Origin of the sequence: Pseudomonas sp. QS1027 (assembly GCF_002814235.1) — a bacterium.
Classification (GTDB): domain Bacteria; phylum Pseudomonadota; class Gammaproteobacteria; order Pseudomonadales; family Pseudomonadaceae; genus Aquipseudomonas.
This window is the reverse complement of sequence record NZ_PHSU01000032.1, coordinates 15,167-42,027: the sequence shown is the minus strand read 5'-3', so window position 1 is coordinate 42,027 and position 26,861 is coordinate 15,167. Positions and strand designations below refer to the sequence as shown.

The 26,861-nt window shown below is 63.4% G+C and carries 24 protein-coding genes; 16 read left to right on the top strand and 8 right to left on the bottom strand.

Annotation, left to right across the window (positions count from 1 at the left end):
* Positions 1 to 102: 102 nt before the first annotated feature.
* Positions 103 to 1,014 carry a LysR family transcriptional regulator gene (locus CWE01_RS26600; RefSeq protein WP_100943531.1) on the top strand — a complete coding sequence of 304 codons (912 nt, stop codon included), beginning with the start codon at positions 103 to 105 and terminating at the stop codon, positions 1,012 to 1,014.
* On the opposite strand, the gene CWE01_RS26595 is transcribed toward CWE01_RS26600, so the two are convergent.
* Positions 955 to 2,190, bottom strand: coding sequence for an MFS transporter (locus CWE01_RS26595; RefSeq protein ID WP_100943530.1), 1,236 nt, complete (start codon positions 2,188 to 2,190; stop codon positions 955 to 957). The genes CWE01_RS26600 and CWE01_RS26595 overlap by 60 nt on opposite strands.
* A gap of 458 nt (positions 2,191 to 2,648) precedes the next feature.
* Between CWE01_RS26595 and CWE01_RS26585 the strand changes: the two genes are divergently transcribed.
* The 5 genes from CWE01_RS26585 (at position 2,649) to CWE01_RS26565 (ending at position 9,414) form a co-directional block, all read left to right on the top strand.
* Complete coding sequence (locus CWE01_RS26585; protein ID WP_100943528.1) at positions 2,649 to 3,596, top strand: LysR substrate-binding domain-containing protein; 948 nt, start codon at positions 2,649 to 2,651, stop codon at positions 3,594 to 3,596.
* 119 nt (positions 3,597 to 3,715) lie between these two features.
* A complete protein-coding gene (gene aldA, locus CWE01_RS26580; RefSeq protein WP_100943527.1) occupies positions 3,716 to 5,140 on the top strand; it encodes an aldehyde dehydrogenase in 1,425 nt (474 codons plus the stop codon).
* 89 nt (positions 5,141 to 5,229) lie between these two features.
* Positions 5,230 to 6,528: a nitrate/nitrite transporter gene (locus CWE01_RS26575; RefSeq protein ID WP_100943526.1), complete on the top strand. Its 1,299-nt coding sequence runs from the start codon at positions 5,230 to 5,232 to the stop codon at positions 6,526 to 6,528.
* 1 nt (position 6,529) lies between these two features.
* Positions 6,530 to 7,747 (top strand): mandelate racemase/muconate lactonizing enzyme family protein, encoded by a 1,218-nt coding sequence (locus CWE01_RS26570; protein ID WP_100943525.1) that lies wholly within the window; start codon positions 6,530 to 6,532, stop codon positions 7,745 to 7,747.
* 56 nt (positions 7,748 to 7,803) lie between these two features.
* Positions 7,804 to 9,414, top strand: a complete 1,611-nt coding sequence (locus CWE01_RS26565) for a GMC family oxidoreductase (RefSeq protein WP_100943524.1) — start codon at positions 7,804 to 7,806, stop codon at positions 9,412 to 9,414.
* Between the two features lie 154 nt (positions 9,415 to 9,568).
* On the opposite strand, the gene CWE01_RS26560 is transcribed toward CWE01_RS26565, so the two are convergent.
* Positions 9,569 to 10,909: a serine hydrolase gene (locus tag CWE01_RS26560; RefSeq protein ID WP_100943523.1), complete on the bottom strand. Its 1,341-nt coding sequence runs from the start codon at positions 10,907 to 10,909 to the stop codon at positions 9,569 to 9,571.
* Between the two features lie 194 nt (positions 10,910 to 11,103).
* On the opposite strand from CWE01_RS26560, the gene CWE01_RS26555 reads away from it, so the two are divergent.
* Entirely contained in the window at positions 11,104 to 11,454 is a 351-nt protein-coding gene (locus tag CWE01_RS26555; protein WP_177410518.1) for a hypothetical protein, read from the top strand.
* A gap of 109 nt (positions 11,455 to 11,563) precedes the next feature.
* On the opposite strand, the gene CWE01_RS26550 is transcribed toward CWE01_RS26555, so the two are convergent.
* Genes CWE01_RS26550 through CWE01_RS26540 form a run of 3 tightly spaced genes read right to left on the bottom strand, consistent with a single transcriptional unit; the run spans position 11,564 to position 14,259 of the window.
* On the bottom strand, positions 11,564 to 12,205 hold the full coding sequence (locus tag CWE01_RS26550; RefSeq protein ID WP_100943521.1) for a TetR/AcrR family transcriptional regulator: 642 nt from the start codon (positions 12,203 to 12,205) through the stop codon (positions 11,564 to 11,566).
* Positions 12,206 to 12,210: 5 nt separating this feature from the next.
* Positions 12,211 to 13,065, bottom strand: a complete 855-nt coding sequence (locus CWE01_RS26545; protein ID WP_100943520.1) for a 3-hydroxybutyryl-CoA dehydrogenase — start codon at positions 13,063 to 13,065, stop codon at positions 12,211 to 12,213.
* 12 nt (positions 13,066 to 13,077) lie between these two features.
* Positions 13,078 to 14,259, bottom strand: coding sequence for an acetyl-CoA C-acyltransferase family protein (locus tag CWE01_RS26540; RefSeq protein ID WP_100943519.1), 1,182 nt, complete (start codon positions 14,257 to 14,259; stop codon positions 13,078 to 13,080).
* A gap of 159 nt (positions 14,260 to 14,418) precedes the next feature.
* Between CWE01_RS26540 and CWE01_RS26535 the strand changes: the two genes are divergently transcribed.
* The 3 genes from CWE01_RS26535 to CWE01_RS26525 are packed head-to-tail and all read left to right on the top strand — an operon-like array spanning position 14,419 to position 16,356.
* On the top strand, positions 14,419 to 15,441 hold the full coding sequence (locus CWE01_RS26535; RefSeq protein WP_100943518.1) for an AraC family transcriptional regulator: 1,023 nt from the start codon (positions 14,419 to 14,421) through the stop codon (positions 15,439 to 15,441).
* 58 nt (positions 15,442 to 15,499) lie between these two features.
* On the top strand, positions 15,500 to 15,898 hold the full coding sequence (locus tag CWE01_RS26530; RefSeq protein WP_100943517.1) for a carboxymuconolactone decarboxylase family protein: 399 nt from the start codon (positions 15,500 to 15,502) through the stop codon (positions 15,896 to 15,898).
* Positions 15,899 to 15,939: 41 nt separating this feature from the next.
* A complete protein-coding gene (locus tag CWE01_RS26525) occupies positions 15,940 to 16,356 on the top strand; it encodes a VOC family protein (RefSeq protein WP_100943516.1) in 417 nt (138 codons plus the stop codon).
* A 71-nt stretch (positions 16,357 to 16,427) separates the two neighbouring features.
* Here the strand turns inward: CWE01_RS26525 and CWE01_RS26520 are convergent, their stop codons facing one another.
* The gene (locus tag CWE01_RS26520) at positions 16,428 to 17,843 is read right to left on the bottom strand and encodes a PLP-dependent aminotransferase family protein (RefSeq protein WP_100943515.1); all 1,416 of its coding nucleotides are present in this window, start codon (positions 17,841 to 17,843) and stop codon (positions 16,428 to 16,430) included.
* Between the two features lie 174 nt (positions 17,844 to 18,017).
* Between CWE01_RS26520 and CWE01_RS26515 the strand changes: the two genes are divergently transcribed.
* The 6 genes from CWE01_RS26515 to CWE01_RS26490 all read left to right on the top strand — a co-directional run bounded on the left by CWE01_RS26515 (position 18,018) and on the right by CWE01_RS26490 (position 24,654).
* A complete protein-coding gene (locus CWE01_RS26515; RefSeq protein WP_100943514.1) occupies positions 18,018 to 18,791 on the top strand; it encodes a class II aldolase/adducin family protein in 774 nt (257 codons plus the stop codon).
* A 136-nt stretch (positions 18,792 to 18,927) separates the two neighbouring features.
* Positions 18,928 to 19,962 carry an ABC transporter substrate-binding protein gene (locus CWE01_RS26510; protein WP_100943513.1) on the top strand — a complete coding sequence of 345 codons (1,035 nt, stop codon included), beginning with the start codon at positions 18,928 to 18,930 and terminating at the stop codon, positions 19,960 to 19,962.
* A gap of 199 nt (positions 19,963 to 20,161) precedes the next feature.
* Complete coding sequence (locus CWE01_RS26505) at positions 20,162 to 21,148, top strand: sugar ABC transporter substrate-binding protein (protein ID WP_100943512.1); 987 nt, start codon at positions 20,162 to 20,164, stop codon at positions 21,146 to 21,148.
* Positions 21,148 to 22,692, top strand: coding sequence for a sugar ABC transporter ATP-binding protein (locus tag CWE01_RS26500; protein WP_100943511.1), 1,545 nt, complete (start codon positions 21,148 to 21,150; stop codon positions 22,690 to 22,692). The genes CWE01_RS26505 and CWE01_RS26500 overlap by 1 nt, the downstream gene beginning before the upstream one ends.
* Positions 22,679 to 23,686 carry an ABC transporter permease gene (locus tag CWE01_RS26495; protein ID WP_100943510.1) on the top strand — a complete coding sequence of 336 codons (1,008 nt, stop codon included), beginning with the start codon at positions 22,679 to 22,681 and terminating at the stop codon, positions 23,684 to 23,686. Before CWE01_RS26500 ends, CWE01_RS26495 begins: the two co-directional genes overlap by 14 nt.
* Positions 23,683 to 24,654: an ABC transporter permease gene (locus tag CWE01_RS26490; protein ID WP_100943509.1), complete on the top strand. Its 972-nt coding sequence runs from the start codon at positions 23,683 to 23,685 to the stop codon at positions 24,652 to 24,654. Before CWE01_RS26495 ends, CWE01_RS26490 begins: the two co-directional genes overlap by 4 nt.
* A 19-nt stretch (positions 24,655 to 24,673) precedes the next feature.
* On the opposite strand, the gene CWE01_RS26485 is transcribed toward CWE01_RS26490, so the two are convergent.
* Positions 24,674 to 25,432 (bottom strand): DJ-1/PfpI family protein, encoded by a 759-nt coding sequence (locus tag CWE01_RS26485; protein WP_100943508.1) that lies wholly within the window; start codon positions 25,430 to 25,432, stop codon positions 24,674 to 24,676.
* A 245-nt stretch (positions 25,433 to 25,677) separates the two neighbouring features.
* Positions 25,678 to 26,856: an acetyl-CoA C-acetyltransferase gene (locus tag CWE01_RS26480; protein ID WP_100943507.1), complete on the bottom strand. Its 1,179-nt coding sequence runs from the start codon at positions 26,854 to 26,856 to the stop codon at positions 25,678 to 25,680.
* Positions 26,857 to 26,861 lie beyond the last annotated feature (5 nt).

Genomic DNA, 26,861 nt, shown 5'->3' with positions numbered 1-26,861 from the left:
GCAAGGTTCTAAGTTGTCTCGGCGTTGAATCGATAGTTGCGCAAATTCAGGAGTAATAGAAATGATGAGTTACGATCGAATCCATCGGCAGGAGCGATAGTTATGTCAGGTCATCTGGACGGAACATTGCTCAAGGTGTTTGTGGCGATTATTGAATGCCAGGGGTTTTCGGCGGCGGCCGAGCGCCTGCATAAAACCCAGTCGACCGTCAGCCAGAGTCTGCAACGGCTGGAAGAGGTGGTCGGCACGCCGCTGATCCACCGCACCAGCCGCAGCATCAGCCTGACCCCCAGCGGCGAGACCTTCCTGATCTATGCGCGACGCATCCTCAAGCTGCACAACGAGGCGATCAACGCCGCCCATCTGCCCAATGACCTGGCTTGCATCCATGTCGGGATGCCCGAGGACTACGCGCAATACTGCCTGGCCGGAGTCCTGCGGGATTTTCGCGAACACTTTCCCAAGGTCCGTCCGGACGTTTGCTGTGAAGCCTCGGTAGCCCTGGTCGGGCGCTTGCAGCGCGGCGAGCTGGACCTGGTGCTCGGCGTGCAGCATGCCAATCTGCAACAGGGCGAGTTTCTCTGCGACGAGCCGCTGGTCTGGGTGACCGCTGACAACCGCGCCTGGGCTGATGACCCATCGGTACCGCTGGCGGTCTATGCCGAGGGTTGTGCCTTTCGTGCCAATGCCATCGACGCCCTGGCCGAGGCCGGTCGGGCCTGGCACGTGGTTTACACCAGCCAGAGCCCGCGGGGGATCGGCGTGGCCATCGAGGGCGGCGAGACGGTGGGGGTGACCGCCCGCCGGCTGGTGCCGGAGGGCTGGCGGATTCTCGATGAGCGGGACGGCTTTCCGGCTATCCAACCAGCCCGCCTGATGCTCTGGCGTTCGTCAGCCTGCCAGGAGCCGGGGCTCGAGGCGATGGTGGAGATGCTCGGGCGTCAGTTGCGGCGCTCAGACCGGCTCCTGGAGCAGCGGCCGACGGCGCTGGTGGCGGGCCATGACTTGCAGTAGCAGCAGGCTGGCGAGGACCCAGCCGGCGATCCAGGCATGGATGATGGCGAACGAGCCGCTGGCCTGCAGCAACAGGCCGTTGACCCAGTTCGCGCTGGCGCTGCCCAGGCCGTAGCCGACCATGCTCAGGCTCACCACTTGCAGGCTTTGCACGGGTGTCAGGCGAGCGCTGAGGTAGGCGGCCATCAGGCCCCAGACGGGAAAGTAGAACAATGCGAACAGCCCGGCGGCCAGCCAGGTCAGCAGCAAACCGGGGTGCAGCAGCAGGCCGAGCATGGCCAGGCCGAAGGCGCCGATGCTGATGGCCATCACCCGCAGCGCGCCCCAGCGATCAGCCAGTGACCCCAGGGACATCCCGCCCAGCGCGCCACAGGCACCGATCAAGGTCCAGAGCGAGCCGGTGACCTGCGGGCCGGCGCCCAGGCGTTCGCTGGCGAAGGCCGAGAGGAAGTTGAGGAACGGGCCGCTGATACTGCCGATAAAGCCACTGAGCAGCAGGATATGCACGGCGATGGGTTGTTCCAGGCAGAGGCGCAGCCAGTGCCTGAGTACCCGGCCCAGGGAGGTGGCCGCCCTGGAGCGGGCGTCCGGCTGGCGGCCTAGGGGCGCCAGGGCCCAGAGGGTCAGCCCGGTGACGATCAAGGTGAGCCCGGCGCAGATCAGCCAGAAAGCGCCCAGGGAAATACCCTGGAGCAGGGCGATCAGGATACCGTTCAGGCAGATGGCAAAGGCCGCCCCGGAAGACGCCAGGCCCAGCACCCGGCTGCGGTGAGACGCGGGAATCACTTCGCCGGCCAGGGCGGCAATCGCGTTCCAGTTGGACACCGCGCAAGCCGAGACCAGTGCCAGGCAGAGGGCGAAGGGCAGGACCCAGGGCGTGGCGACCGCCAGCGCCAGCAGCACCGGGCTGAGCAGCATGGTCAGGCGCACCATGTTCAGGGGGCTGATCCAGGCGGCGGCGATCCCGCTGGCAATCGAGGCGCCCATATAGAAGAGTTGCAGCAAGGCAGCGATGGAGGCGGCCTGGCTATAACTCAGGGAGAAGTGCTGGCGGATCTCGGGTAACAAGGCGGAATAAAGAAAAATACTGAAGCCGTGGGTGCTGGCATTGCAGCAGGTGAATATAAAGGCGAGCAGGCCGAGGGTTCTTGTTGGCGTGTTTTTTATTGCTGTCATTGCGCGGCCCAAAGGAATAAGTTGTTGGAAAGGTGCAACACAATGGGGCGAAAGTTGGCGTGGCGCCCAATGTAAGTGCGTGGAAACTTTCTATTTAAAGTTATAGGGCAGGGTAGCGTTTATAAGTTGAAAAGAACCAGTGCTGAATACTCATGAGGGCTGTGCGAAATACTCCTGCTATTTATCTCCAGGCGACGGTTTTCTTGCAAAAGCGACCTTGAGCGACACAACCTGTAGGAGCCGGCTTGCTGGCGATGGCGTCCGGATAGGCGCTGCCAGGCTCCGGGGCCTCATCGCCAGCAAGCCGGCTCCTACAGATCGCGTTCGGCGCGGATTGCGTGACCACTTTTCTGTGGGGGGCTTTGTGTTTTTTGTAGGACGATAGACAAAAAGGAATGTTACCCACCCCGACCCCATGCGATGCTTGTGGCTGTCCGCCCCTTGGTGAGTGTCTTTTCTTGAAACGCAAAATGCCCGCGCTCAATGCGCTCAAAGCCTTCGAAGTGGCTGGCAGCACCGGCAGCTTTACCCGCGCCGCCGAACTGCTGAACGTGACCCAGAGCGCCGTCAGCCGCCAGGTCCGTCAGCTTGAGGAACAACTGGGGGAAAGTCTGCTGGAGCGCCGTCATCATCATCTCGAGTTGACCAGTGCCGGGCGGGTGTTGCTGCGCGCGCTGCATCAGTCCTTCGACAAGATCGAGATGACCGTGCGTGGCATCCAGGAGAAGAACCACGCCAACCGCCTGCGCATCAATGCGCCGCCGACCTTTACCAGCCGCTGGCTGCTACCGCGCCTGGGGCGCCTGCGCCAGCAGCATCCGGGGTTGGAACTGAGCATCACCACACGTCTGCAGGACAGCCTGGCCGAGACCAGTACCCTGGACTGCGCGATCCGTTTCGGCGATGGCGAATGGGATGGCCTGGACAGTTCGTTGCTGATGCACGAGCGGCATATCGCCGTCTGCTCGCCGAGCCTCTATGCCCGCGAGTTGAGCGGACAGGAAGAGATCGACCTGAACCGCCTGACCCTGCTGCATGTGCTGGCCAAGGAGGACCAACGCTACCTGACCTGGAAACACTGGCTGGACGCGGCGCGGATCAGTGGCGTCGATACCTTGAGCGGCTATGAGTTCGACCTGCTGGACCTGGCGATTCGCGCGGCCATCGACGGCTTGGGCATCACCATCGCCGACTGGCATATGGTGGCCGGCGAGCTGGCCTGCGGGCAGTTGACCCAGGTGCTCAACGTGCATGTCGACGGTCACCAGTCCTACTGGCTGGTGACCCGCCAGGAACAGACGCAGATCCCTCAGTTGCAGATTTTCAGCCAGTGGTTGCAGGAAGAACTGGAGCTGGCACGGCGGCATCTCGAGCCGTCTACGGCGGCGCCGATGCCGGTTATCTGAAGGTCCGGCGGTAACCTGCATTTTTTGAATGTTTACCGCCTGAATTAATCGTTTGTTCATCCCGCCTCGGATGACAAGACTGCTGGCTTCTCAGATAAGAAAAGTACGAGAACCAGTACATGTCCACCCAGCGCAATTTTGTTAACGGTCAGTTCGTCGAGCCCGCCGGCACTGCCCGGATCGCGGTCTACAACCCGGCCACCGAGGCCTTGATCGATCACGTGCCGGCCGCCACCTCCAGCGAAGCGGTCGAGGCCGTCGAGGCCGCCGCCGCCGCCCAGAAGCTCTGGGGCAAGCTCACCAGCATCGAACGCGCCGAGCATCTGCGCAGCTTTGCCAGCGCCCTGGAAGCCCGCGCCGAAGACATCGGCCAGGCCCTGGCGGCGGAGTCCGGCAAGAGCGTCGCCGACGCCAGTAACGAAGCCCGTTATGCCGCGCAAATCACCCGCTACCACGCCGAATGGGCGCGGCGTATCGAAGGCGAGATCATTCCCAGCGATACCCCGGACGAAAACCTGTTCCTGCAACGTGAGCCGATCGGCGTCGTCGCCTGCCTGATTCCATTCAACTACCCGGTCTACACCCTGCTGCGCAAGATCGCCCCGGCGCTGATCGCCGGCAATACCGTGGTGGTGCGCCCGAGCAACAACACGCCGATCTCGGCGTTTGAGATCGCCCGTGCCGTGCAACAGTCGAGCCTGCCCGCCGGGGTGGTGAATATCCTCACCATGGACCACGACACCGCCGCCAACGTCTGCACCCACAAGGCCGTCGGCCTGATCACCCTGACCGGCAGCGTCAACGCCGGACGCATCGTGCTCGATTACTGCAAGGCCAATATCGCCAAGCCATCCCTGGAGCTGGGCGGCAAGACCCCGGCGATCATCGAGGCCGATGCCGACCTGGAGCAGGCCGCCAGCGCCATCGTTGCTTCCAAGACCACCCATTGCGGCCAGTTGTGCACGGCGGTGGAACGGGTCTATGTCCACGAAAGCGTGCACGACCGTTTCCTCGCGCTGCTGAAAGAGAAGATCAGCGCTGTGCAGTTTGGCGACCGCGCCACGGATGCCAGCCTGATGGGCCCGCTGGTCAATGCCAGCTCACGGCGCAATATCCACGCCATGGTCGAGCGTGCCGTGGCCGACGGCGCGGTGCTGGAAACCGGTGGTGTGATCCCCGAAGGTCCGGGGCATTTCTATCCGCCGACCCTGCTCAGCGGTTGCCGCCAGGACATGGAAATCATCCAGGAAGAAATCTTCGGCCCGGTCCTGCCGGTGCTCAAGTACCGTGATATCGACGAGGCGCTGGCCATGGCCAACGACCACCAGTTCGGCCTGTCCTCGGTGCTCTATACCGAGAACTACCGCACGGCGATGAAAGTGGCGAATGCCATCGAGTCCGGCGAGCTCTACGTCAACCGCACCCCGGCCGACCCCTACCAGGGTTTCCACGCCGGCTGGAAACGTTCCGGCCTGGGCGGCGATGACGGCAAGCACGGCATGCTCGAATTCACCCAGACCCGACTGGTGGTCATGAAGTACTGAGACAGGTTTTACGCGACACGCTATTCCAATAACAACAATCGATAGAGAAGGGCGACCGTGCACTGCCGGATCGCCCGAGGTCCCCGTACATGTCCAAGCCTGCTGCTGTTCAGGTTCACGCCGCCGCCACGTCCGCCAAAAGCGACAAGGGCAGCCGTTATTTCCAACTGATGTTGCTGGTGCTGGCCGCCGGGGCGATCTACCCGATCCTCTACCTGCGCCAGGTCTACCAGACCACCATGCTCGAAGTGTTCCATATCAATCACAGCGAGCTGGGTTACCTGTACTCGATGCTCGGCACCATCTTCCTGCTCAGCTACCTGCCCAGCGGCTGGCTGGCGGATCGCCTGGCACCGCGCTTCCTGATCTTCTTCTCGCTGGTCGCCACCGGCCTGCTGGGGATCTGGTATTCCACCGCGCCGTCGATGACCGGCCTGATGATCATCTTCGGTTGCTGGGGCCTGACCACCGGCCTGACCTTCTGGGCCTCGGTGCTCAAGCGGGTCAAGATGATCGCCGAAGCCTCCGAGCAAGGACGTTTCTTCGGCATCCTCGACGGCGGTCGTGGCCTGGTGGAAGCGATGCTCGCCACCGTGGCCCTGGGGCTGTTCGCCTACGCCACCGAGACCCGCAGCGAGTCGGCGGCCGAAGGCTTCAAGCATGTGGTCTACCTGTACTCCTTTACCTGTATCGCCATCGGTTGCGTGCTGGTCTCGCTCAAGGACCCCAAGTCCGTGGCGGCCATTGAAACCCAGGAAGAAAAGGCTTCGCACAATCTGCTCAGCGACCTGGCCTTCCTGGTGAAGATCCCCGAGTTGTGGCTGGTGACCGCCATCGTGTTCTGCGGTTATCACATCTTCTGGGCCACCTACAGCTTCTCCGACTACCTGCAAGGCAGCGGCATGACCGCGGTCATGGCCGGCACCATCACCACCATCAAGTTGTGGATGCGCCCCATCGGCGGTCTCGGCGGCGGTTACCTGGGTGACAAGTTCTCGAATATCTCGGTGCTGATCGTTGCACTGCTGCTGGCGACCCTCGGCATTCTCGGGCTGATCGTCTTCCCGGCGCTGGGCAGCATCGGCGTACTGGTGGTCACGGTGATCTTTATCGGTTTGATGACCTACGCCATTCGCGGGCTGTACTGGGCGATCCTCGACACCTGCAAGATCCCGCTGCGGATCACGGGCCTGGCCATTGGCATTGTCTCGGTGGTCGGCTACCTGCCGGACACCTTTATCCCGTTGATCAACGGTTATCTCACGGAAAACTTCCCTGGCGCCCTCGGTTACAAGCTGTATTTCGGCTACATCGCCTTTATCGGCGGGCTTGGAACCCTGGCGGCCCTGGCGCTGCGCGCGCTGGTCAACAAAAAGGCAGGTGCCTGATATGAAAATCGTCTCCCTGGAAACCCATATCGTCGCCGTACCGCCGCCGCACATCGGTGGCATGTACTGGCTGTTCGTCAAGCTCAAGACCGACTGCGGCATCGAAGGCGTCGGCGAGATCTACGCCGCCACCTTCGGCCCCAAGGCCATGGTGCCGATCATCGAGGACGTGTTCGAGCGTTACCTTCAGGACCAGGACCCGCACCATATCGAGCGTTTCTTCCGCCAGGCCTATTCCAGCGGTTTCACCCAGCGTCCGGACCTGACCATGATGGGTGTGGTCAGCGGCCTGGAGATGGCTTGCTGGGACATCATCGGCAAGGCGGCGAACAAGCCGGTCTATGAACTGCTGGGGGGCAAGGTCAACGAGCGCCTGCGCTCCTACACCTACCTGTACCCGGTCAACAGCCGTGGCGAGTACGACTACGACGACCCGGACCTGGCCGCCGAATGCGCGATAGAGAACATGAAGCTGGGCTTCACCGCCGTGAAGTTCGACCCGGCCGGGCCTTACACCGCCTATTCCGGCCACCAGATTTCCCTGGAAGTGCTGGAGCGCTGCGAAACCTTCTGCCGCAAGATCCGCGAAGCGGTGGGCGACAAGTGCGACCTGCTGTTCGGTACCCACGGACAGATGGTGCCGTCGTCGGCGATTCGCCTGGCCAAGCGCCTGGAGAAGTACGACCCGCTGTGGTTCGAAGAGCCGGTACCGCCCGGCCAGGAAGAGGCCATGGCGCAAGTGGCGGCCAAGACCACGATCCCGATTGCCACCGGTGAGCGGCTGACCACCAAGTACGAGTTCTTCAAGCTGCTGCAGGCCGGCGGTGCGTCGATCCTGCAGATGAACGTAGCGCGCTGCGGCGGTCTGCTGGAGGCCAAGAAGATCGCCAGCATGGCCGAGGCCTACTACGCGCAGATCGCCCCGCACCTCTACAACGGTCCGATCGGCGCTGCGGCCAGCTTCCAGCTCGCGACCTGTACGCCGAACTTCCTGATCCAGGAAAGCATCATGACCTGGGGCGGATTCCATGCCGAAGTGCTGACCAAGCCGCTGCAATGGGAAGACGGCTACATCATCCCGTCGACCGAGCCGGGCCTGGGGGTTGAGCTGAACATGGACGTGGTGCGCAAGCACACGCCCTACACCGGCCAGCGGCTGCACCTGCAAATGGCGCCGACGCCCGCCGATGTGAAAGACACGTCGCCGGCCAGGGGCTGAGCCATCCTGCCGCCCTGGGACAGGGCGGCGTTTTCAACGAATCAGCGGTAACCTGCATGACATACGACTACATCATCGCCGGCGCGGGCGCCGCCGGTTGCATCCTCGCCAACCGCTTGTCGGCTTCGGGGAAATATTCGGTCCTGTTGCTCGAAGCGGGCGGCAAGGACGCCTCGTTCTGGTTCAAGATCCCGGTCGGTTTCGCCAAGATGTATTACAACCCGACCTTCAACTGGATGTACTACAGCCAGCCGCAGAAGCAACTGCACAACCGGGAAATCTATGCGCCCCGGGGCAAGGTCCAGGGCGGTTCGGGTTCGATCAACGCCATGGTCTACGTGCGTGGTCAGGCCCATGACTTCGATGACTGGGCGGCCAACGGCAATGACGGCTGGGCGTTCAAGGACGTGCTGCCGTACTTCCGCAAGCTGGAAAATCACCCGCTGGGCGATACCGAGTATCACGGCGGCAGCGGGCCGATCAGCATCACGCCGATGCAGGGGCATACGCACCCGATCTGCGATGTGTTTCTCGAAGGTTGCCAGCAGCTGGGTTATCAGCGCAGCGACGACTTCAACGGGCCGAAGTTCGAAGGGGCGGGGGTCTATGACGTCAACACCCGCAACGGCCAGCGTAGCTCCAGCAGCTTCGCTCACCTGCATCCGGCCCTGAGCCGGCCGAACCTCACCGTGGAGCACCATGCGCTGGTGGACCGGGTGCTGTTCGACAATGACCTGCGGGCCATCGGCATTTCCATCAGCCAGCACGGCGTGGCGCGCTCGTTCAAGGCCAACAAGGAAGTGATCCTCTGTGCCGGGGCGGTGGATACACCGAAGATCCTGCAATTGTCGGGGGTCGGCGACCAGACACTGTTGAGCGAACACCGGGTGCCGGTGGTCAAGCATCTGCCCGCGGTGGGGCAGAACCTGCAGGATCACCTGTGCGTGAGCTACTACTACAAGGCCAATATCCCGACCTTGAACGATGAGCTGAGCTCGCTGTTCGGCCAGCTCAAGCTGGGCCTGCAATACCTGCTGACCCGCAAGGGCGCGCTGGCCATGAGCGTCAACCAGGCCGGCGGGTTCTTCCGCGGCAATGAAGAGCAGGCGCACCCGAACCTGCAGATGTACTTCAATCCCTTGTCGTACCAGATTCCGAAGAACAACAAGGCCAGCCTCAAGCCGGAGCCGTATTCGGGCTTCCTGCTGTGCTTCAACCCGTGCCGGCCGACCAGTCGCGGCAGCGTGCGGATCGCCTCGAAGAACCCGGCGGATGCGGCGCTGATCGACCCGAACTACCTGAGCACCGAGAAGGACATCGACGAGGTGCTGCAAGGTAGCCGGCTGATTCGCAAGATCATGCAGGCGCCGGCGTTGCGGGCGATTACCGTCGATGAGGTGTTGCCGGGCAAGGCGGTGAATGACGACGCGGCGATGCTGGAGTATTTCCGCGAGAACAGCGGGTCGATCTATCACCTGTGCGGTTCTTGCGCGATGGGGTCGGACCCGCAGGTGTCGGTGGTCGACAAGCGCCTGAAGGTGCATGGGATGAAGGGGTTGCGGATTGTCGATGCGTCGATTTTCCCCAACGTGACGTCGGGCAATACCCACGCGGCGGTGCTGATGGTGGCGGAGAAGGGCGCGGACCTGATTCTCGAGGATGCCTGAGCGACCGCCTGACCCGTGTTGATTCGTCATCGCGGTTAACGCTGTCCTTGTAGGAGCCGGCTTGCTGGCGATGAGGCCCGTGAGTCTTGCATCGACTATTCGGCCGTCATCGCCAGCAAGCCGGCTCCTACAGGGTTTGCGGGGCTGGCGCGGGTTATTTCTGCGGGTGCACCAGCAGGAAATTCCCCAGCGCCTCGAACGCCGGCAAGGTCACCGGGTCGTTCGCCGAATTGCTCGCCACCGGATGGGAGGCATAACGCACGATCACCATCTCGGCCTTGGGATCGATATAGATCCGTTGGCCATGGACGCCCCGGGCCATATAGGCGCCGTGGTCGTTATGGGTCACCCACCACATATTGCGGTAGCTCCAGCCCTTGAGCAGCGAGTAGCCGGCCTTGGCAAACGCTGCCCTGTCAGCCCCACGCCGAATATCCTCGACCACGCTCGCGGGTAGGATCTGCTGGCCGTTGGCGCGGCCGTCGTTACGGAGCATTTCGCCGAAGCGCGCCAGGTCCCGCAGGCCGGTGTTCAGGCCACCACCGGCGAACGGCGTCCCAATCGAATCAACGGTGAAATAGGCATCCTGCTCGGCGCCCATCCGGCTCCAGATCCGCTCCGACAGCACCTGCGCCACGTTATGCCCGGTGGCCCGGGCGATCACCCAGCCGAGCACATCGGTATTGACGGTCTTGTAGGCGAAGGCCGCGCCATGTTCGCCTTCCGGCTGCACGGTCTGGAGAAATTCGTAATAGGTACGCGGCCCCTTGTAGTCGGCCGGCTTGGGCAGCGGGTTGCCAGCTTGGGCGTGGGCCCAGACACCGGCGTTCGGGTCGCTGTAGTCTTCGCTGTAGTCCAGCGCCGTGGTCATGTCCAGCACCTGGCGCACACTGGCACTGCCGAAGGCCGACTTCGCCAGTTCCGGCACATAGTCCTTGACCTCCTTGTTCACATCGATCAGCCCTTCGGCCACCAGCGCCGCGCCGAGGGTGCCGATCACCGACTTGGTCACCGACATCGCGGCGTGTTGGCCCTGGGGACTGAGCGAGCCGAAGTAGCGCTCGTACACCACCTTGCCACGGTGCAGCACCACGATGCCGTCGGTATAGGTCGCCGCCAGGGATTGTTCCCAGGTCATCGGGGTTTTCGTGTCGAGGGTGGTGAAGCTCAAGCGGTCGATGTCATTGCGCAAGGCCGATGGCAACGCAACCGGCCCTTCAAGGCCCCGGGACACATTGGTGGTGGGCATCAACTGGCGAAAGTGCGAGACGCTCCAGCGCAGGGCGGGGAAACGGAAATAGCTGCCATCCTCGAAGCGCAGGATGCGATCGGCCGGCGGTGGGGCGCCGATCATCCAGCCAAGTTTCGTCGGGTCGCTGGCGATGGCATCCGGGAAGGTCGGGGGCGCTGTCTCGGCGAAGGCCGTGGAGCAGGCCAGTGCGGTGAACAGCAGGCACAGGCCCGGTCGGGCCCTGTTGAAATACGTCTTGAACATATGAGCCATCCTTGAATCAGTGGGCAGAGCTTGGACAAGCGGGCGCGTTTGTGCAACCCGCTGCGACGTCGCAGGTGATCGGATCGGGGGCGGGAAGAGCGGCTTTCGGCAGCGGGCGGCCTTTTGCGCGGTAGTGATTCGTATTGAGCTGCCACAATGCTAAAGTCGCTTCTTTTTTTCGGCAGGGAACGGTCATGCGGATGTTAATCGGAACGTTGGCGGTAGTGGCGTTGGCGGGCTGCATGGGGCCAGCCATGAACCAGACCCGTACCACCGGGCCGACCAAGAGCTTCACGTCGAGCAAGGCCGAGGATGTCGTGGCCCAGTGCATTCAGTTTGCCTGGCAGGATGAGGCGGTGTTCGGTGTGGATGCGGCGGCTTATCTGCAACCCGGCTACAAGAGTGGCTCGACCGTTTATACCCGTGGCTCGGAGTTCTTTGCCGACGTGCGTCACGAAGGTGCGGACACGCTGGTCGACTACTACGCGACCGCCAGCAAGCCGATTGGCGTGAGAAGGCTGGCGGCAGTGGCAACCTGCCTGTAACTCCCCCTATCTTGAATAAACCGCAACCCTTGTAGGAGCCGGCTTGCTGGCGATGGCGGCCGGACAATCGATGCAGGACTCACGGCCCTCATCGCCAGCAAGCCGGCTCCTACAGGGGGCGTGGGTCTCCGGAAGGCAGGGTTAGCGCGCCCTTGACCGCCCCCAGCGCGATATTGTGCATCAACGCCCGATAGGTCGCCGAATCCAGTCCGGCTTCCTCGGTCCAGGCCGGCAGGTTGTTCAGCAGGCAGAGAAAGGTCCGTACGGTGGTCAGTGCCAGGGTGGCGTCGGTCGACAACCCCAATGGCCCCAGCAACTTGATCAGATGACTTTCATAGCGCCTGCGCAAGACCAGGATCGCCGCCTGGTGCGCGGCTTCCAGGCAGTGGAACTCATGCTCGGCGACCCGGAAGAAATCGCCCTTGGCGCGATGCAGGTCCAGGTGCGCGGCGATCAACTCGTTCAGACGTTTTTCCGCCGAGCGCGCGCTGCGCACCGGCTGTGTGACAATCCCCAACAGCTCCAGGTGCAGGCTCTCGATCAGTTCGAAGAGCAAGGCCTGCTTGCTCTCGATATGGTTGTAGATCGAGCCCGCCTGGATGCCCAGGTGCCCGGCCAGCTCGCGCAGGCCCACCTGGGCAAACCCGCGTCGGGCAAACAGCGCCACGGCCTTTTCGCGGGTCTGCAGATGGCGCGAGGCCCTGGCCTGAAGCTCGGCTTCAGGCACGGCGGCGAGGGCGCTGCGGGGCATGATGATCAGCGCTCGTACGTATGGAAGCCGCGACCGCTTTTACGGCCCAGATAGCCGGCGGCAACCATTTCCTTGAGCAACTGCGCCGGACGGTACTTGGGTTCGTCGAAGCCCGAGTGCAGGCTCTCCATGATTGCCAGCAGGGTATCCAGGCCGATCAGGTCCGCCAGGGCCAGGGGGCCGATCGGCTGGTTGCAGCCCAACTGCATGCCGGCGTCGATATCCTCGGCGCTGGCCAGGTCCTCCTGGAGCACGAAGATGGCTTCGTTGATCATCGGACAGAGGATGCGATTGACCACGAAGCCCGGGCGGTTGCGGGCGGTGACCGCGGTCTTGCCGATCTGGCTGGCCAGGGCCATGGCCTGGGCATGGGTGGCATCGCTGGTCTGCAGGCCACGGATGACTTCCAGCAGGCCCATCATCGGCACCGGATTGAAGAAGTGCAGGCCGATAAAGCGCCCGGGCTGGTCGATGGCCGCCGCCAGTTCGGTGATCGACAGCGACGAGGTGTTGGTGGCGATAATGCATTCGGCGCTGGCCACTTCAGCCACCTGCCGCAGAATGCGTTTTTTCAGCTCGAGGTTTTCCGTAGCCGCCTCGATCACCAGTTCGGCTCGGGCCAGCACCGCGTAGTCGCTGCTCAGGCTGATGCGGCCGAGGGCGGCCTGCTTGTCCTCGGCGGTGATCACCGCCTTGCGTACTTGTCGGTCGAGGTTGCCGGTCAGGGTCGCCAGGCCTTTGTCCAGAGCCTGCTGCGAAACGTCGATCAGCGACACTTCCAGACCTGCCACCGCACAGACCTGGGCAATCCCGTTGCCCATGATGCCGGCGCCGATCACGGCGATACGTTGAATACTCATGTTCTGTTGTCCTTAAACCCGTTCGAAGATGACGGCGATGCCTTGCCCGCCGCCGATGCACATGGTGGCCAGGCCGTAGCGGCCGCCGGTGCGATGCAGTTCATGAATCAGTTTGGTGGCGATGATCGCGCCGGTGGCGCCCACCGGATGGCCCAGGGCAATCCCGGAGCCGTTGGGGTTGACCTTGGCCGGGTCGAAGTCCAGTTCCTGGCTGACGGCGCAGGCCTGGGCGGCGAAGGCGACGTTGGCTTCGATCACATCCAGGTCAGCCACCGTCAGGCCGGCGCGCTTGAGCGCCAGGCGCGTAGCGGGGATCGGGCCCAGGCCCATCAGTTCCGGTTCTAGCCCGGCATGGGCGTAGGCCACCAGGCGTGCCAGGGGTTTCAGGCCGTCGGTCTGCAGCGCGGCGCCGGTGGCCAGCAACAGGGCGGCGGCGCCGTCATTCAGGCCCGAGGCGTTGCCGGCGGTGACGGTGCCGTCTTTCTTGAAGGCGGTTTTCATCTGTGCCAGCTGTTCCAGCGAAGTCGCCCGTGGGTGCTCGTCGACGCTGAACAGTTGCGTGCCCTTGCGGCTGCGTACTTCCACCGGGACGATCTGCGAGGTGAAACGACCCTCTTCGATGGCGCGGCTGGCACGCAGTTGTTCTTCCAGGGCCAGGTCGTCCTGCATCTGCCGGGTAATGCCATTGCGTTCGGCAATGTTTTCGGCGGTGATGCCCATATGGATGCCGTGGAACGGGTCATGGAGAATGCCCAGCATGTAGTCGATGGCCTGGACATTGCCCATGCGCGCGCCCCAACGCGCCGAAGGCAGCAAGTAAGGGCCACGGCTCATGGATTCGGCGCCGGCACCGATGGCGATATCGGCGTCACCGAGCAACAGGGTCTGCGCTGCCGAGACAATCGCCTGCAAGCCCGAGCCGCAGAGGCGGTTGACGTTGTAGGCCGGGGTTTCCTTGGGAATGCCGGCGTTGATCGCGGCGACCCGGGACAGGTAGGCGTCCAGGGTGTCGGTGGGGATCACGTTGCCCATCACCACATGGCCGACCCGCGCCGGATCGACGTCGCTGCGTTGCAGGGCGGCCTTGACGGCGGTGGTGGCCAGTTCGCTCAAGGGAACGTCTTTCAGCGAGCCGCCGAAAGTACCGATGGCGGTACGGGCGGCGCTGACGATATACACTTCGGGCTTTGACATGGGGGCAGTCCTGATTATTGTGAGGATCAGCTTGCATGATCCTGGTTGGAGTGGAGGCAGTTCATCCAGTGCGGCCAGTCTAGGACCGTCGGTCCACTCGGCCTATGCCGAAACTGCTCAGTAAACCTGTGACTTTTTGCCATACGCAGCTTGGGATTCATGAAAGAAAAACATTCGGTGTCGTCCTACTTCATTAAAGCCCTGCTGGTGCGTTTTCTCGACCGCCCGCAGCGCATTGCCGAGCTGCTGCAGGCCGCGGGTTTTGCCGAGCGTTCCCTGGACGAACTGGGCGAGCGGGTCGCGCCCAGGCTGCTGGCGCAACTCTGGTTGACAGTGATCCGCGAACTGGGCGACGAGTTCTTCGGCTTCGATTCCCACGGCATGCCCATCGGCAGCTTCGCCCTGATCTGCCGGGGGCTGATCCAGGCGCCGACCGTGGGCAAGGCCCTGGGCCTGTCGCTGGAGTATTTCGCCTTGTTCCTGCGGGATATCGATGCCCAGGTGCAGGTGCGTGGCAAGCGGGTGGTCGTGGTGATGCGCACCGAGACCCAGGACCCGTACCTGCAAGCGGTGATCACCGAAACCTTCCTGATCCTGATCGTCGGCCTGATGTGCTGGCTGGCCGGACGGCGGATTCCCATCAGCCGCGCCCGTTTCGCCCATGCCCGTCCGCCCCATGGCGACGAGCACCTGTTGTGGGGCGCCTACGTGGAGTTCGATGCAGCGGTGACCGAGATCGAATTCGAGCGCGAATACCTGCGTTTGCCGGTGCTGCAGGATCGCAAGTCGCTCTACACCTTTTTGCGGGACGCGCCGCAGTCGGTGTTTATCCGTTTTCGCAATCGCGAGGGTTTCAGCGCCCGGGTCCACCAGCGCTTGCGCGCCTGCGGTTATGACCACTGGCCGACCCTGGAGCAACTGGCGCTGGAGTTCGATATCCACCTGGCCAGTCTGCGCCGGGCGTTGCAGCGCGAGGGCTTTTCCTATCAGGAAATCAAGGACGAGGTGCGTCGGGCCATTGCCTTCGAGCGTCTGCGCAGTACCACCATGAGCATTGCCGCGATTGCCCAGGAAGTCGGTTTTCGCGAGCCCAGCGCCTTTCACCGTGCGTTCAAGCAGTGGACGGGGGAGAGCCCCGGGAGTTTTCGTTTGCGCGGCTCGCAAGGAACCGCACAGCGCTGACGGATTCAGCTATAACCTTCGTTTCATCCATCGCTGTTCTCTCACCGAGGAGCCGTTCATGCCGTCCCAGCATCTGACCGAATACGAAGACGCCAATCCGGAAGTTCGTGCCGTCTACGACGACATCATGCACACCCGCAAGGTCGAGCAGGTCAACAACTTCTGGAAGTGCCTGGCCGCGCACCCGCCGACCCTGCGCCGGACCTGGGAAAGCCTCAAGGAGATCATGGCCCCCGGCGCGCTGGACCCGCTGACCAAGGAGCTGATCTACGTCGCGGTCAGCGTCACCAACAACTGTCCGTATTGCATCGCTTCCCACACCGCCGCCGCACGCAAGGCCGGGATGACCGACGAGATGTTCGGCGAGTTGCAGGCGGTGGTCGGCATGGCCAACGAAACCAATCGCCTGGCCAACGGTTATCGCATTCCGTTGGATGAGGCATTCAAGCTGGATTGAGGCGACACTTCGCCGCCGCAGAGACCCAAGGAAGGTTTGTCATGTTCAGTCATATCCAGCTCGGTGCCCGTGATCTGCCGTTGATGATCGCTTTCTATGGGGCGGTACTGGCCGAGCTTGGCCTGGTGCGCATGGCCGACGACCAGGACAGCGGTCCGCCCGGTGCCGGCTGGCAGATGCCGGGGCGGGATTGGCCGCAGTTCTTTGTGCAGAAACCGTTCAACGGCCTGCCCGCGACCTGGGGCAATGGCGTGCAGGTGAGTTTTGCCGCCGGGTCCCAGGCCCAGGTTCGCGCAGCCTGGACCAAGGCGCTGGAGCTGGGGGCCCGCGACGAAGGCGCGCCCGGTTTGCGGCCTGACTATGCCGCCGATTATTACGGTGCCTATTGCCGTGATCCGGAGGGCAACAAGCTGTGTTTCGTGCACACGGCTCAGCTGGCGCAACTCAACGCCCGATAATCGTGTTTCGTGATCGGACAGCGCTACACGATCTCCTACAGGGATCGCGGCCAACCCGTCAGCGCAAGGGCCTAGACCTTTGTCGTTGTGCCGCGCTCGAGAAACCGATAGATCCGCTCATCCTCCGAGTGCGCCACGTTGAAGCGCAACCAGGGCACCACTCGCGCATCGGGCATGAACAGTTGGCCCGGTGCGAGCAGGATGCGCTCTTCACGGGCCTGCATCGCCAGTGTCGTGGAGTCCTCCAGCGCCGGATGTCGCGCCCAGAGAAACAGGCCGGCGCGGGGTTCGGTAAACAGCTCCATGCCGACGCCTTCCAACCGCCGGGCCACCGACTCGTGGGCCTGGGCCAACTGTTCCTGCAATTGCTTGACGTGCTTGCGATGCCGGCCCTGCAACAACACGTCCAGCACCAGTTCTTCAGCGAGCTGTGAGGAGGTCAGGCCACTGACCAGCTTGAGCGGCACCAGCTCTTCGATCAGCTCCGCATGGGCGGCGATAAACCCGACCCGCAAGGCCGGTGCGACGGTCTTGGAAAAGCTGCCGATATAGACCACCCGCGACAGCTGGTCCATGCCGGCCAGGGCCTGCTGGCCGCTGGGATCGAGGTCGGCGTAGATATCGTTCTCGACGATCAGGAAGTCGTGTTTCTCCGCCAGTTGCAACAAGCGATGGGCCACCGCCAGGGACAGGCTGGTACCGGTCGGGCATTGCAGGCGGGTGTTGGTGAAGAACACCTTGGGCTTGTGCAGTTGCAGCAGCGCCTCCAGGGCCATCAGGTCGATACCGTCGCGGGTCCGTGGCACACCGATCAGCCGCGCGCCCTGCAAGCGCAGGTTGAGAAACAGGTTGTGATAACCCGGCTCGTCCACCAGCACCGTGTCGCCGCGTTGCACCAGGTAGCGCACCATCAGGTCCAGGGCGTGACTGCCGCCGCTGGTGAGCAGGATCTGTTCCGGGTGGGCGGCGATCCGCGTGTCGGCGAGTTTTTCCGCAAGGCGGGCGCGCAGTTTCGGGTTGCCCTTGGCGTTGCCGTAGCCGCAGAAGCTGTCCGGTTCACTGCGGGCCAACGCGCGCAGGCTGCGCTGTACGCCGTCGTGATCGGACCAGGATTCGGGCAGCAGGCCGATGCCCGGACGCATGTCCATGTCCATGCCCTGGAAGACCTTCTGCAACAGCAGGTAGGCGTCGAAATCGAACTCGTTGTCGTCGTCGGCCAGCGGTGGCTGGGGTTCGCTGCTGACCGCGCCGGCGAGGTCGCGCACATAGAAACCGGCATTGCGCACCGGCGTCAGGTAGCCCAGGGCGACCAGCCGATCGTAGGCCTCGACGGCGGTGAAATGACTGACCTTGTGGGTTTGCGAGAACTTGCGGATCGACGGCAGCTTGCTGCCGGGACGCAGGCGCTGGTCCTTGATCGCCTGGCTGATGCCGGTGACGATCTGGCTGACCAGCGGGGCCTGTGATCCGGGGTCGAGGAACATCATGGGAGCGTTCATCCAGGCAGGGGGTGAGCGGCAGGTGTACTGGTAAAAAGACCATCACAGTGATGCGTGCACGTCGCCTGTTCTGTGCATGGTCGCCGGTAGACCGGTGCTGCAAGATCGGTTCATCGCCGATCACTGTTGTTGGCCAAAACATACCACGAACCAGGATGCCCCATGCACGACACCCACTTGCCGATTGATCGCACGCGGATTTCCAACCAGGAGTGGGAGGCCCGTTGCGAGCTGGCCGCGCTCTACCGACTGATCGCGTACTTTCGCATGACCGATCTGATCGACACCCATATCTCGGCGCGGGTCCCCGGTGAAGAGGGGCACTTCCTGATCAACCGTTATGGCGTGCTGTTCCATGAGATGTGCGCTTCGGACCTGGTCAAGATCGACCATGACGGCGCGGTGGTGGATGCGCGGCCAGGGGAACACCACGTCAACCGGGCCGGTTTTATCATCCACTCGGCGATCCATGCCGCCCGTACCGATGTGGCCTGTGTGGTGCACACCCACACCTCGGCGGGCATCGCGGTAGCGGCCCAGGAAGAGGGGCTGTTGCCCATCAGCCAGCATGCACTGAAGTTCTATCGACGCCTGGGCTATCACGACTATGAAGGCATTGCCCTGAACCCCGACGAGCGTGCGCGGCTGGTCCGTGACCTGGGTTATCACAACGCGATGATCCTCCGTAACCATGGCCTGCTGGCGGTGGGTCGTTCGGTTGCGGAGGCGTTCAACCAGATCTATTTCCTCGAACGCGCCTGTCAGGCCCAGGTCCAGGCCATGGCGGGTGGACGGCAACTGCGCTTCCCATCTCCGGCGGTCTGCGAACTGACCGCGCAACAGTCCGACAACGAACTGGACGAGGATTACCCGAAGCTGGCCTGGCAATCGGCCTTGCGTCTGATTGCCGGGGACCTGCGCGACCACCGTCGCTGAAACCGGGGCGTTCCACCGTGCAACTGGCCCCAGAAGCCAGGCCAAGGGGGCGAGGTCCCCATCGCACACCCATGCAAGGCATGCTTCAACGCTATGAAAGCCCACTCTGCCAAAACCAATAATCCTAGAGGTAGACATGAAGAACAAAGCAATCGGCGCACTGGCCCTGACCCTGATGGCGTCCACGGCCATGGCCGGCGAGATCACCGTGATTTCCTTTGGCGGCGTGAGCAAGGATGTGCAGACGCAAGCGTTCTACCAACCCTTCGAGAAGGCCACCGGCAGCAAGGTGGTGGCGGGGGAGTACAACGGCGAAATGGGGCGGATCAAGGCGATGGTCGATACCCATAGCGTCAACTGGGATGTGGTGCAGGTCGAGGGGCCGGAACTGATCCGTGGCTGTGAGGAAGGGTTGTTCGAGCACCTGGACATGAGTGCCATTGGCAAGCCGGCGGACTTTGTCCCCGGGACCTTGTCCGAGTGCGGCGCGGGGTTGCTGGTGTGGTCGATGGCCATGGCCTACAACGCCGACAAGTTGAGTGTCGCGCCGACCGGCTGGGGGGATTTCTGGGATGTGAAGAAGTACCCGGGCAAACGCAGCCTGCGCAAGGGCGCCAAGTACACCCTGGAAATCGCCTTGATGGCGGACGGTGTACCGCTGGCGGATGTCTACAAGGTCCTGTCCACGCCAGCGGGTGTGGACCGGGCATTCCGCAAGCTGGACCAGATCAAGGGCAGCATCCAGTGGTGGGAGGCGGGCGCCCAGCCGATGCAGTTCCTGGCCAGTGGCGATGTGGTGATGAGCACCGCGTTCAATGGCCGGGTGTTCTCGGCCCAGGAGTCCGGCGCGAATGTGAAGGTGGTGTGGAACGGCAGCATCTATGCCATCGATGCCTGGGCGATTCCCAAGGGCAGCCCGAACAAGGCGCTGGCGGAACAGTTCATCGGTTTTTCCCTGCGGCCGGAGAACCAGAAACTGCATACGGAGAAGCTGGGTTATGGTTCGACCAACCTGAAGATTCAGGCGCTGCTGGCGCCAGCGTTGGCGGCCCGGTTGAATACCGCGCCGGACAACCTGGCCCAGGCGATGCCGATGGACAACGGTTTCTGGGTCGATCATGGCGAAGAGCTGGAACAGCGCTTCAATGCCTGGGTGGCGAAAACCCACTGAGATCGGGTTTCGCGGTGTTCCCAAGGGTTGACGCAAGTGTTGCCTGGGCAACAGCGGTCGAACAGTTTTCCTGTTTTGCCGTACAGTCCAGGTCTCTGTATCTAACCTATCTGTTTGATTTAAATTAATAAATTTTATGGCATGAGCCCTGCAACGGCCTCCGGTGAATTCTTTCACCGGTCGTTCAGCGGAGCCTTCCATGCCTTGCACCTTTCCCTCGTTTTCCCGTTTGATCCGACTTGGCGCGTTGCTGCTGCTGGGCCACAGTGCGGTGTCCCTGGCCGCCGAGAGCAGCGACCCCGTTCCCTCGCTGGCCGGCAAGCGCATTGCCGTGAGCATGACCGGCACCAGTCACTACTTCGATATCAAGGCCTTCCAGGCCCAGGTCGATGAGATCAAGCGCCTGGGTGGCACCCCGATCACCCTCGACGCCGGCCGCAACGACAAGAACCTGGTGACCCAACTGCAGACCGTGGTCACCCAGAAGCCCGATGCGGTGATCCAGACCCTCGGCACCCTGAGCGTGATCGACCCCTGGCTCAAGCGCATCAGCAAGGCCGGCATCCCGCTGTTCACCATCGACGCACCCTCCCAGTACAGCATCAACAACACCACCTCGGACAACGTCGCCACCGGCCGGGCCCTGGCCGACCAGTTGATCAAGGACGCCGGCGGCAAGGGCAAGATCCTGGTGTTCAACGGCTTCTATGGCGTACCGGTGTGCGCCATCCGCTACGACCAGTTGAAGCTGGCGCTCAAGGATCATCCGCAACTGGAAATCATCGAGCCGGAGTTGCGCGACGTGATCCCCAATACGGTCCAGGACGCTTACTCCCAGGTCTCGGCCCTGCTCAACAAGTACCCGGCCGGCAGCGTCTCGGCGATCTGGGCGGCGTGGGACATCCCGCAGTTGGGCGCGAGCAAGGCACTGATCGATGCCAAGCGCACCGAGATCAAGACCTACGGGGTCGATGGCACGCCGGAAGTCCTCGAACTGCTCGGACAGAAGGATTCGCCAGTAGGTGCGGTAGTGGCCCAGCAGCCGGCCTTGATCGGCCGGACCGCGGTGCAGAACGTCGCACGCTACCTGGCCGGCCAGCATGACTTGCCCAAGGAAACCCATGTACCGACGCTGCTGACCACGGCGGCGAATCTGTCCCAGGTCCAGCAACTGCGAGGTGACTGATGACGGCCGCGGCGGCGTTGGAGTTGCAACATATCCGCAAGCGTTTTGGCGCGACCCAGGCGCTGGATGACGCGAGCTTGCGGGTTGAGCGTGGAACCATCCACGGGCTGGTGGGCGAGAACGGTGCCGGCAAGTCGACGCTGATCAAGATCCTCGCCGGCCTGCATACGGCGGACGCCGGTCAGGTGAGCATTGACGGCCAGGTGTATACGTCGCTGTCACCACGTCAGGTGGAGGCGCTGGGGGTGCATTTCATCCATCAGGAGCGCCTGTTGCCGGCCAGTTTCACCGTGGGCGAGGCGCTGTTCTTCGGTCATGAGCGGCGCCGCGGACCGTTGCTCGACCGCGGGGGGCAGCAGCGTGAAGCCGACCGCTTGCTGGCCGAATATTTTGACCTGCAACTGCCGGCAGGGGCGCTGGTCCGTGAGTTGAACAGCGCCCAGCAGCAGGTCCTGCAAATTACCCGGGCGCTGTTGCGCAAGCCGAAGATCCTGGTGTTCGACGAACCCAGCGTGGCGCTGGTCAAGCGTGAGGTCGACCAGTTGCTGCGGATCGTTCGGCGCTTGCGCGAGCAGGGCTTGTCGATCCTCTACATCTCCCACTATCTCCAGGAAATCGAGGCCCTGTGCGACCAGGTCACGGTGCTGCGCAACGGCCGCGATGTGGCGGTGGTCGAGCCGCGCAGCACGTCCACGGCGCAGATCGCCCGGTTGATGGTCAACCGTGAAGTAGCCGAGATGTACCCCAAGGTGCGCGTCGAGCCGGGGCCGGTCCTGTTGCAGGCCCGTACCCTGAACCTGGCACGGACCTACCGCGATATCGATTTGCAGGTCCGCCAGGGAGAAATCGTCGGCCTGACCGGACTGGTCGGTTCGGGGGCCAAGGAATTGCTCAAGACCCTGTTCGGCGTGATACGTGCCGACAGTGGCGAGATCTTGCGCGACGGGCGTCCGGTCAAATGGCGCAGCCCCGGTCAGGCCATCGCCCAGGGCATGGCGTTGTTGCCGGAGGAGCGCCGCTCCCAGGGGATTTCACCGCTGTTGTCGGTGCTGGAAAATATCACCCTGGCGGGGCTCAAGGGTTTCAGCCGCTGGGGCTTGCTGAGCCGGCGCCGGGAGCGTCTGGAAAGCCGACGTCTGGTGAATGAGCTGGTGATCAAGACCGCCGGGGTCGACGCGGCGGTCAGCCAGCTCAGCGGCGGCAACCAGCAGAAGGTGGCCCTGGCGAAATGGCTCAGTCGGCACTCGGCGGTCTACCTGCTGGACGAGCCCTGCGTCGGTGTCGATATCGGCGCCAAGGTGGAGATCTATCGCCTGATTGGCAAGCTGGTGCAGGAGGGCGCCGGGGTCCTGGTGTTGTCCTCGGACCTGCCGGAGCTGCTCGGCATCGCCGACCGTATCCTGGTGCTGCACCGTGGGCAGATCGCGGGCGAGTTCCTGGCGGGAGAGGCGGATGCCGACCAGTTGCTGGGCTGTGCCACGGGAGCGCTGCGTCCTGCACGTCTGGCCTCGGTCACGCGGGAGGTGGAGCATGTCCCGGCCTGACGAGCTGTTGCTGGCCGAGCAGAGTCCGGACACGACCCGACGCTGGCCGGTGTTGTTGCTGCGACACGGCTCCCTGGGTGTCTTTGCGCTGATTCTGTTGGGGTTCGCCGTGGCAGCACCGAACTTCCTGACACCGGGCAATCTCGCCAATGTGTTCAGCCAGTCGGCGATCCTCGGGTTGCTGGCGTTCGGCCTAACCTGCGTGATTATCGGCGGTGGATCGAATGTGGTGGCCGGCGGCCTGGATTTGTCGCTGGCGGCCAACCTGGGGTTGTGCGCGGCGGTGTTCAGTCGTTTGAACAATGCTGGCCTGGAACCCTGGCTGAGTGTCGGCCTGACCCTCGCGTGCGGCCTGGCGGTGGGCCTGCTCAACGGGCTTGCAGTGGTGTTGCTGCGGTTGCCGCCATTGCTGGCAACCCTGGCGAGCATGAACCTGCTGGCGGGACTGGAGCTTGTTTTGACTGAGAACACCGTGGTGCCCACCGATGCGGCCTTGCTCGATCTGCTCAGCAGCGGAACCTGGCTGGGTGTACCGGCACTGGCCTGGGTGTTGTTGGTCACGGCGGGTCTGCTGACCCTGTTGATCCAGCACAGTGTCTACGGGTTACGTCTTTACGCGGTGGGGGAATATCCCCACGCGGCCGAAGCAGCGGGTATTCGGGTGCCGGCCTACGTGCTCTCCAGTTACCTGCTCTCGGGCGTGTGCGCGGCTATCGCGGCGTTCTGCTCGGCGGCGTTTTTCAGCGGCAGCACCACCGGTTCCGGCGAGATGTTGTTGTCGGTGGTGGCTATCGCTTTCCTGGGCGTGGTGTTCTCCCGGCGCTGGGTGGCGAGTATTCCCGGGACCTTGCTGGCAACCTTGTTGATCGGCTTCCTGATCAATGGCTTTCAACTGCTGAATATCTCCAGCTTCTGGGTCAACGGTGTCCAGGGGCTGCTGATTCTATTGGTGGTGGCGGCTTCCAGCGCCCTGAGTCGAGGAGAGGCTTCATGAGTGTCGGCACTGCGTCACTGGGTGGTCGTGGGGGCTGGCAAGTTGTGCTGCCGTTGACCTTACCCCTGGTATTGCTGGTTATCACAGTGCTTTTCGCCTGGCGGGCACCGGGCTTTCTCAGTGGCGGCAACCTGACGAGCCTGTTGCTGAACGGCTTTGTCCCGCTGGCGATTGTCGCTATCGGCATGACCTGCGCGGTGGCGGCCGGGGGCATGGACCTGTCGGTGGGCACGGCACTGGATTTCGCCAGTTTCAGCTTCGTGGTGTTGCTCAATGCCGGTCACGGACTGGGCTTGGCCCTGGTCGGAGCGCTGGGGGCCGGCTTGCTGGTGGGGTTGTTCAATGCGGGGCTGATCGCCGTGTTGCGGATCAGTCCTTTCCTGGCGACCCTGGGCACTCTGTTTATCGGCACCAGTGCCCAGCAGTTGCTCTCGGACGGCGGCCAGCCGATCTATATCGCCGCGGATGTACGGCCGGGCCTGACCAGCCTGACTTTGCTCGGCGCGCCCTTGCCGCTGCTCGCGGTAGGGGTGTTGGCGCTGCTGTACGGGGTGATATTGGGGCGCGGTCGCTTGGGTCGTGAGCTGCTGGCCCAGGGCACGCAACCGCTGCTGGCGTATTACTCGGGCTTGTCGGTGCGGCGTATCGCGACCAGCGTTGCACTTGCCGGTGCCTTGGCCTGTGGCGTCGCCGGGGTACTGCTCGCGTCCACGGTCAATGCCTACGTGCCTTTGTCCGGCAATGCGTTCCTGCTCAATGCGATTGGCGCGGTGTTTATCGGCACCACCCTCAACCGCCAGGGCCGGGCGAATATTCCCGGGACCTTGCTGGGGGTGTTGTTTATCAACGTGATCGCCAACGGGCTGCTGCTGATCGGCTGGAATTTCTACTGGCAGCAGGTGGCGACCGGGGCGTTGATCTTTATCGTGCTGGCGTTCAGCTTTGCCTCACGGCGGCTGGCCGGATAGGTCCAGCCGGTCGGCGCGTCTATGCGGCCTGTGCAGGTCTCAGCATCTTGACCCATTCAGCCGACAGGCGATGGCAATCTCCCGGCCAGCGTGCGGTCAGCAGGTTGCCGTCGCGGACCACGAAGCCACGGCCCGGTTTGGCCGCGGAATCGCGCAGCAGTGCCGGCGGGCCTTGGGAAAAGTCTTTTGGACTGGCCAGTGCCGCCTTGATCTCGGACTCGACGGTTTGCGGATAGGTCCGGTAGTAGCGTCCGAGCCACGGCGCGGTGATCAGCCAGGCGGCCAGTTCCATGGTGGTGGACAGCAACGCGGTGACCTTGCGCCCGTGGAGCACCGAGCGCCCGCTGTCGGGGTCGAGGGTGCGGGCCAGCAGCAGCGGGCCGTGGCACACCGAGCCGACGGGTTTGCCGGTCTTGAAGAAGTGCAGGACGATACGTTTGGCCACATCCGACTCCAGCAGGCTGCGCATGCCCTCGGCATGCCCACCCGGAACGAACAGGCCTTCGAACTGCGTGGGGTCGACATCGGCGTAGGCCAGCGGTTGGCGAAAATGCTCGTCGGTGATCATCGTGTTGTAGCTTTGCAGATCGCTGTCGCGGGTCATCAGCATGGGGTTCAGCAGGCCGAAGCCGTGCTCCACCAGACGTGGATCGGCGTAGGCCGGGGCGCCCAGCGGGGTGGCAAAGCGCACCTCGATTCCGGCCCGGCGCATGGCCTGCCAGGGGACGCTGCTTTCGGTGGGGTCGTAGTCGGAGTGGGGGAGCAGGATAAGGATCATGCAGGTGGCTCGATTTCTACAGGGTAGAGCTCGAGGATAGCAGCAGGATCGTTACCTGGCTGTGCCAGATAACGCCATGAAACTTGTAGGAGATGGCGCAGTGACAGCGTACGCCGACCTGTAGGAGCCGCCTTGCTGGCGAGGGTATCGACGCGGTCTCTGCAAAACCGCGTCGCCTGGATCGCCAGCAAGCCGGCTCCTACAGGATTGGGGGCCGTCGGGCGAGGGTTGCTCGCCCTGGGGAACTAGCGCTCGATCGCCAGCGCCACGCCTTGCCCACCGCCGATGCACAAGGTCGCCAGGCCTTTTTTCGCATCGCGCTTGAGCATTTCATGCAGCAGCGTCACCAGCACCCGGCAGCCCGAGGCGCCGATCGGGTGACCCAACGCAATCGCACCGCCATTGACGTTGACCTTGGCCGCGTCCCAACCCAGCTCCTTGCCCACCGACAACGCCTGGGCGGCAAAGGCTTCGTTGGCCTCGATCAGGTCCAACTGGTCGAGGGACCAGCCGGCCTTGTCCAGGCAACGACGGGTGGCGCTGACCGGACCGATACCCATGATCGCCGGGTCGACACCTGCGTTGGCATAAGCAGCGATCTTCGCCAGCACCGGCAAACCAAGGGCCTTGGCTTTGGCGGCGCTCATCAGGATCACGGCGGCGGCACCGTCGTTCAGCGACGAAGCGTTGCCGGCGGTGACCGTGCCGTCTTTCTTGAACGCCGGCTTGAGCTTGCCCAGCGACTCGGCGGTGGTCCCGGCGCGTGGTTGCTCGTCGGTGGCGAAAGCCACCGGGTCGCCCTTGCGCTGGGGAATCAGGATCGGGGTGATCTCGTCGACGAAGCGCCCGGCTTCAATGGCGGCAACGGCTTTCTGCTGGGACGCGGCGGCAAACGCATCCTGCGCTTCACGGCTGATGTCGTACTTGGCCACCAGGTTCTCGGCGGTGATGCCCATGTGGTAGTCGTTGAACGCATCCCACAGGCCGTCGCTGATCATGGTGTCGACGATCTGCGCATGACCCATGCGCAGGCCGGTGCGGGCGCCGGGCATCACGTAGTTGGACAGGCTCATGTTCTCCTGGCCGCCGGCGATGATCACCTCGGCATCGCCGCAGCGAATCGCCTGGGTCGCCAGGTGCAGGGCCTTGAGGCCCGAGCCGCAGACCTTGTTCAGGGTCATGGCTGGCACCGCGTGAGGCAGGCCGGCCTTGATCGCGGCCTGGCGTGCGGGATTCTGCCCGGCACCGGCGGTGAGCACCTGGCCCATGATCACTTCATCGACCAGCGCACCGTCCAGGCCGGTCTGTTCCAGCAACTGGCGGATCACCGCAGCGCCCAGGTCCACGGCGGAGATATTCGCCAGCGAACCCTGGAAACTGCCCACCGCGGTACGGGTGGCGGCCACAATCACTACATCTTGCATCGCTT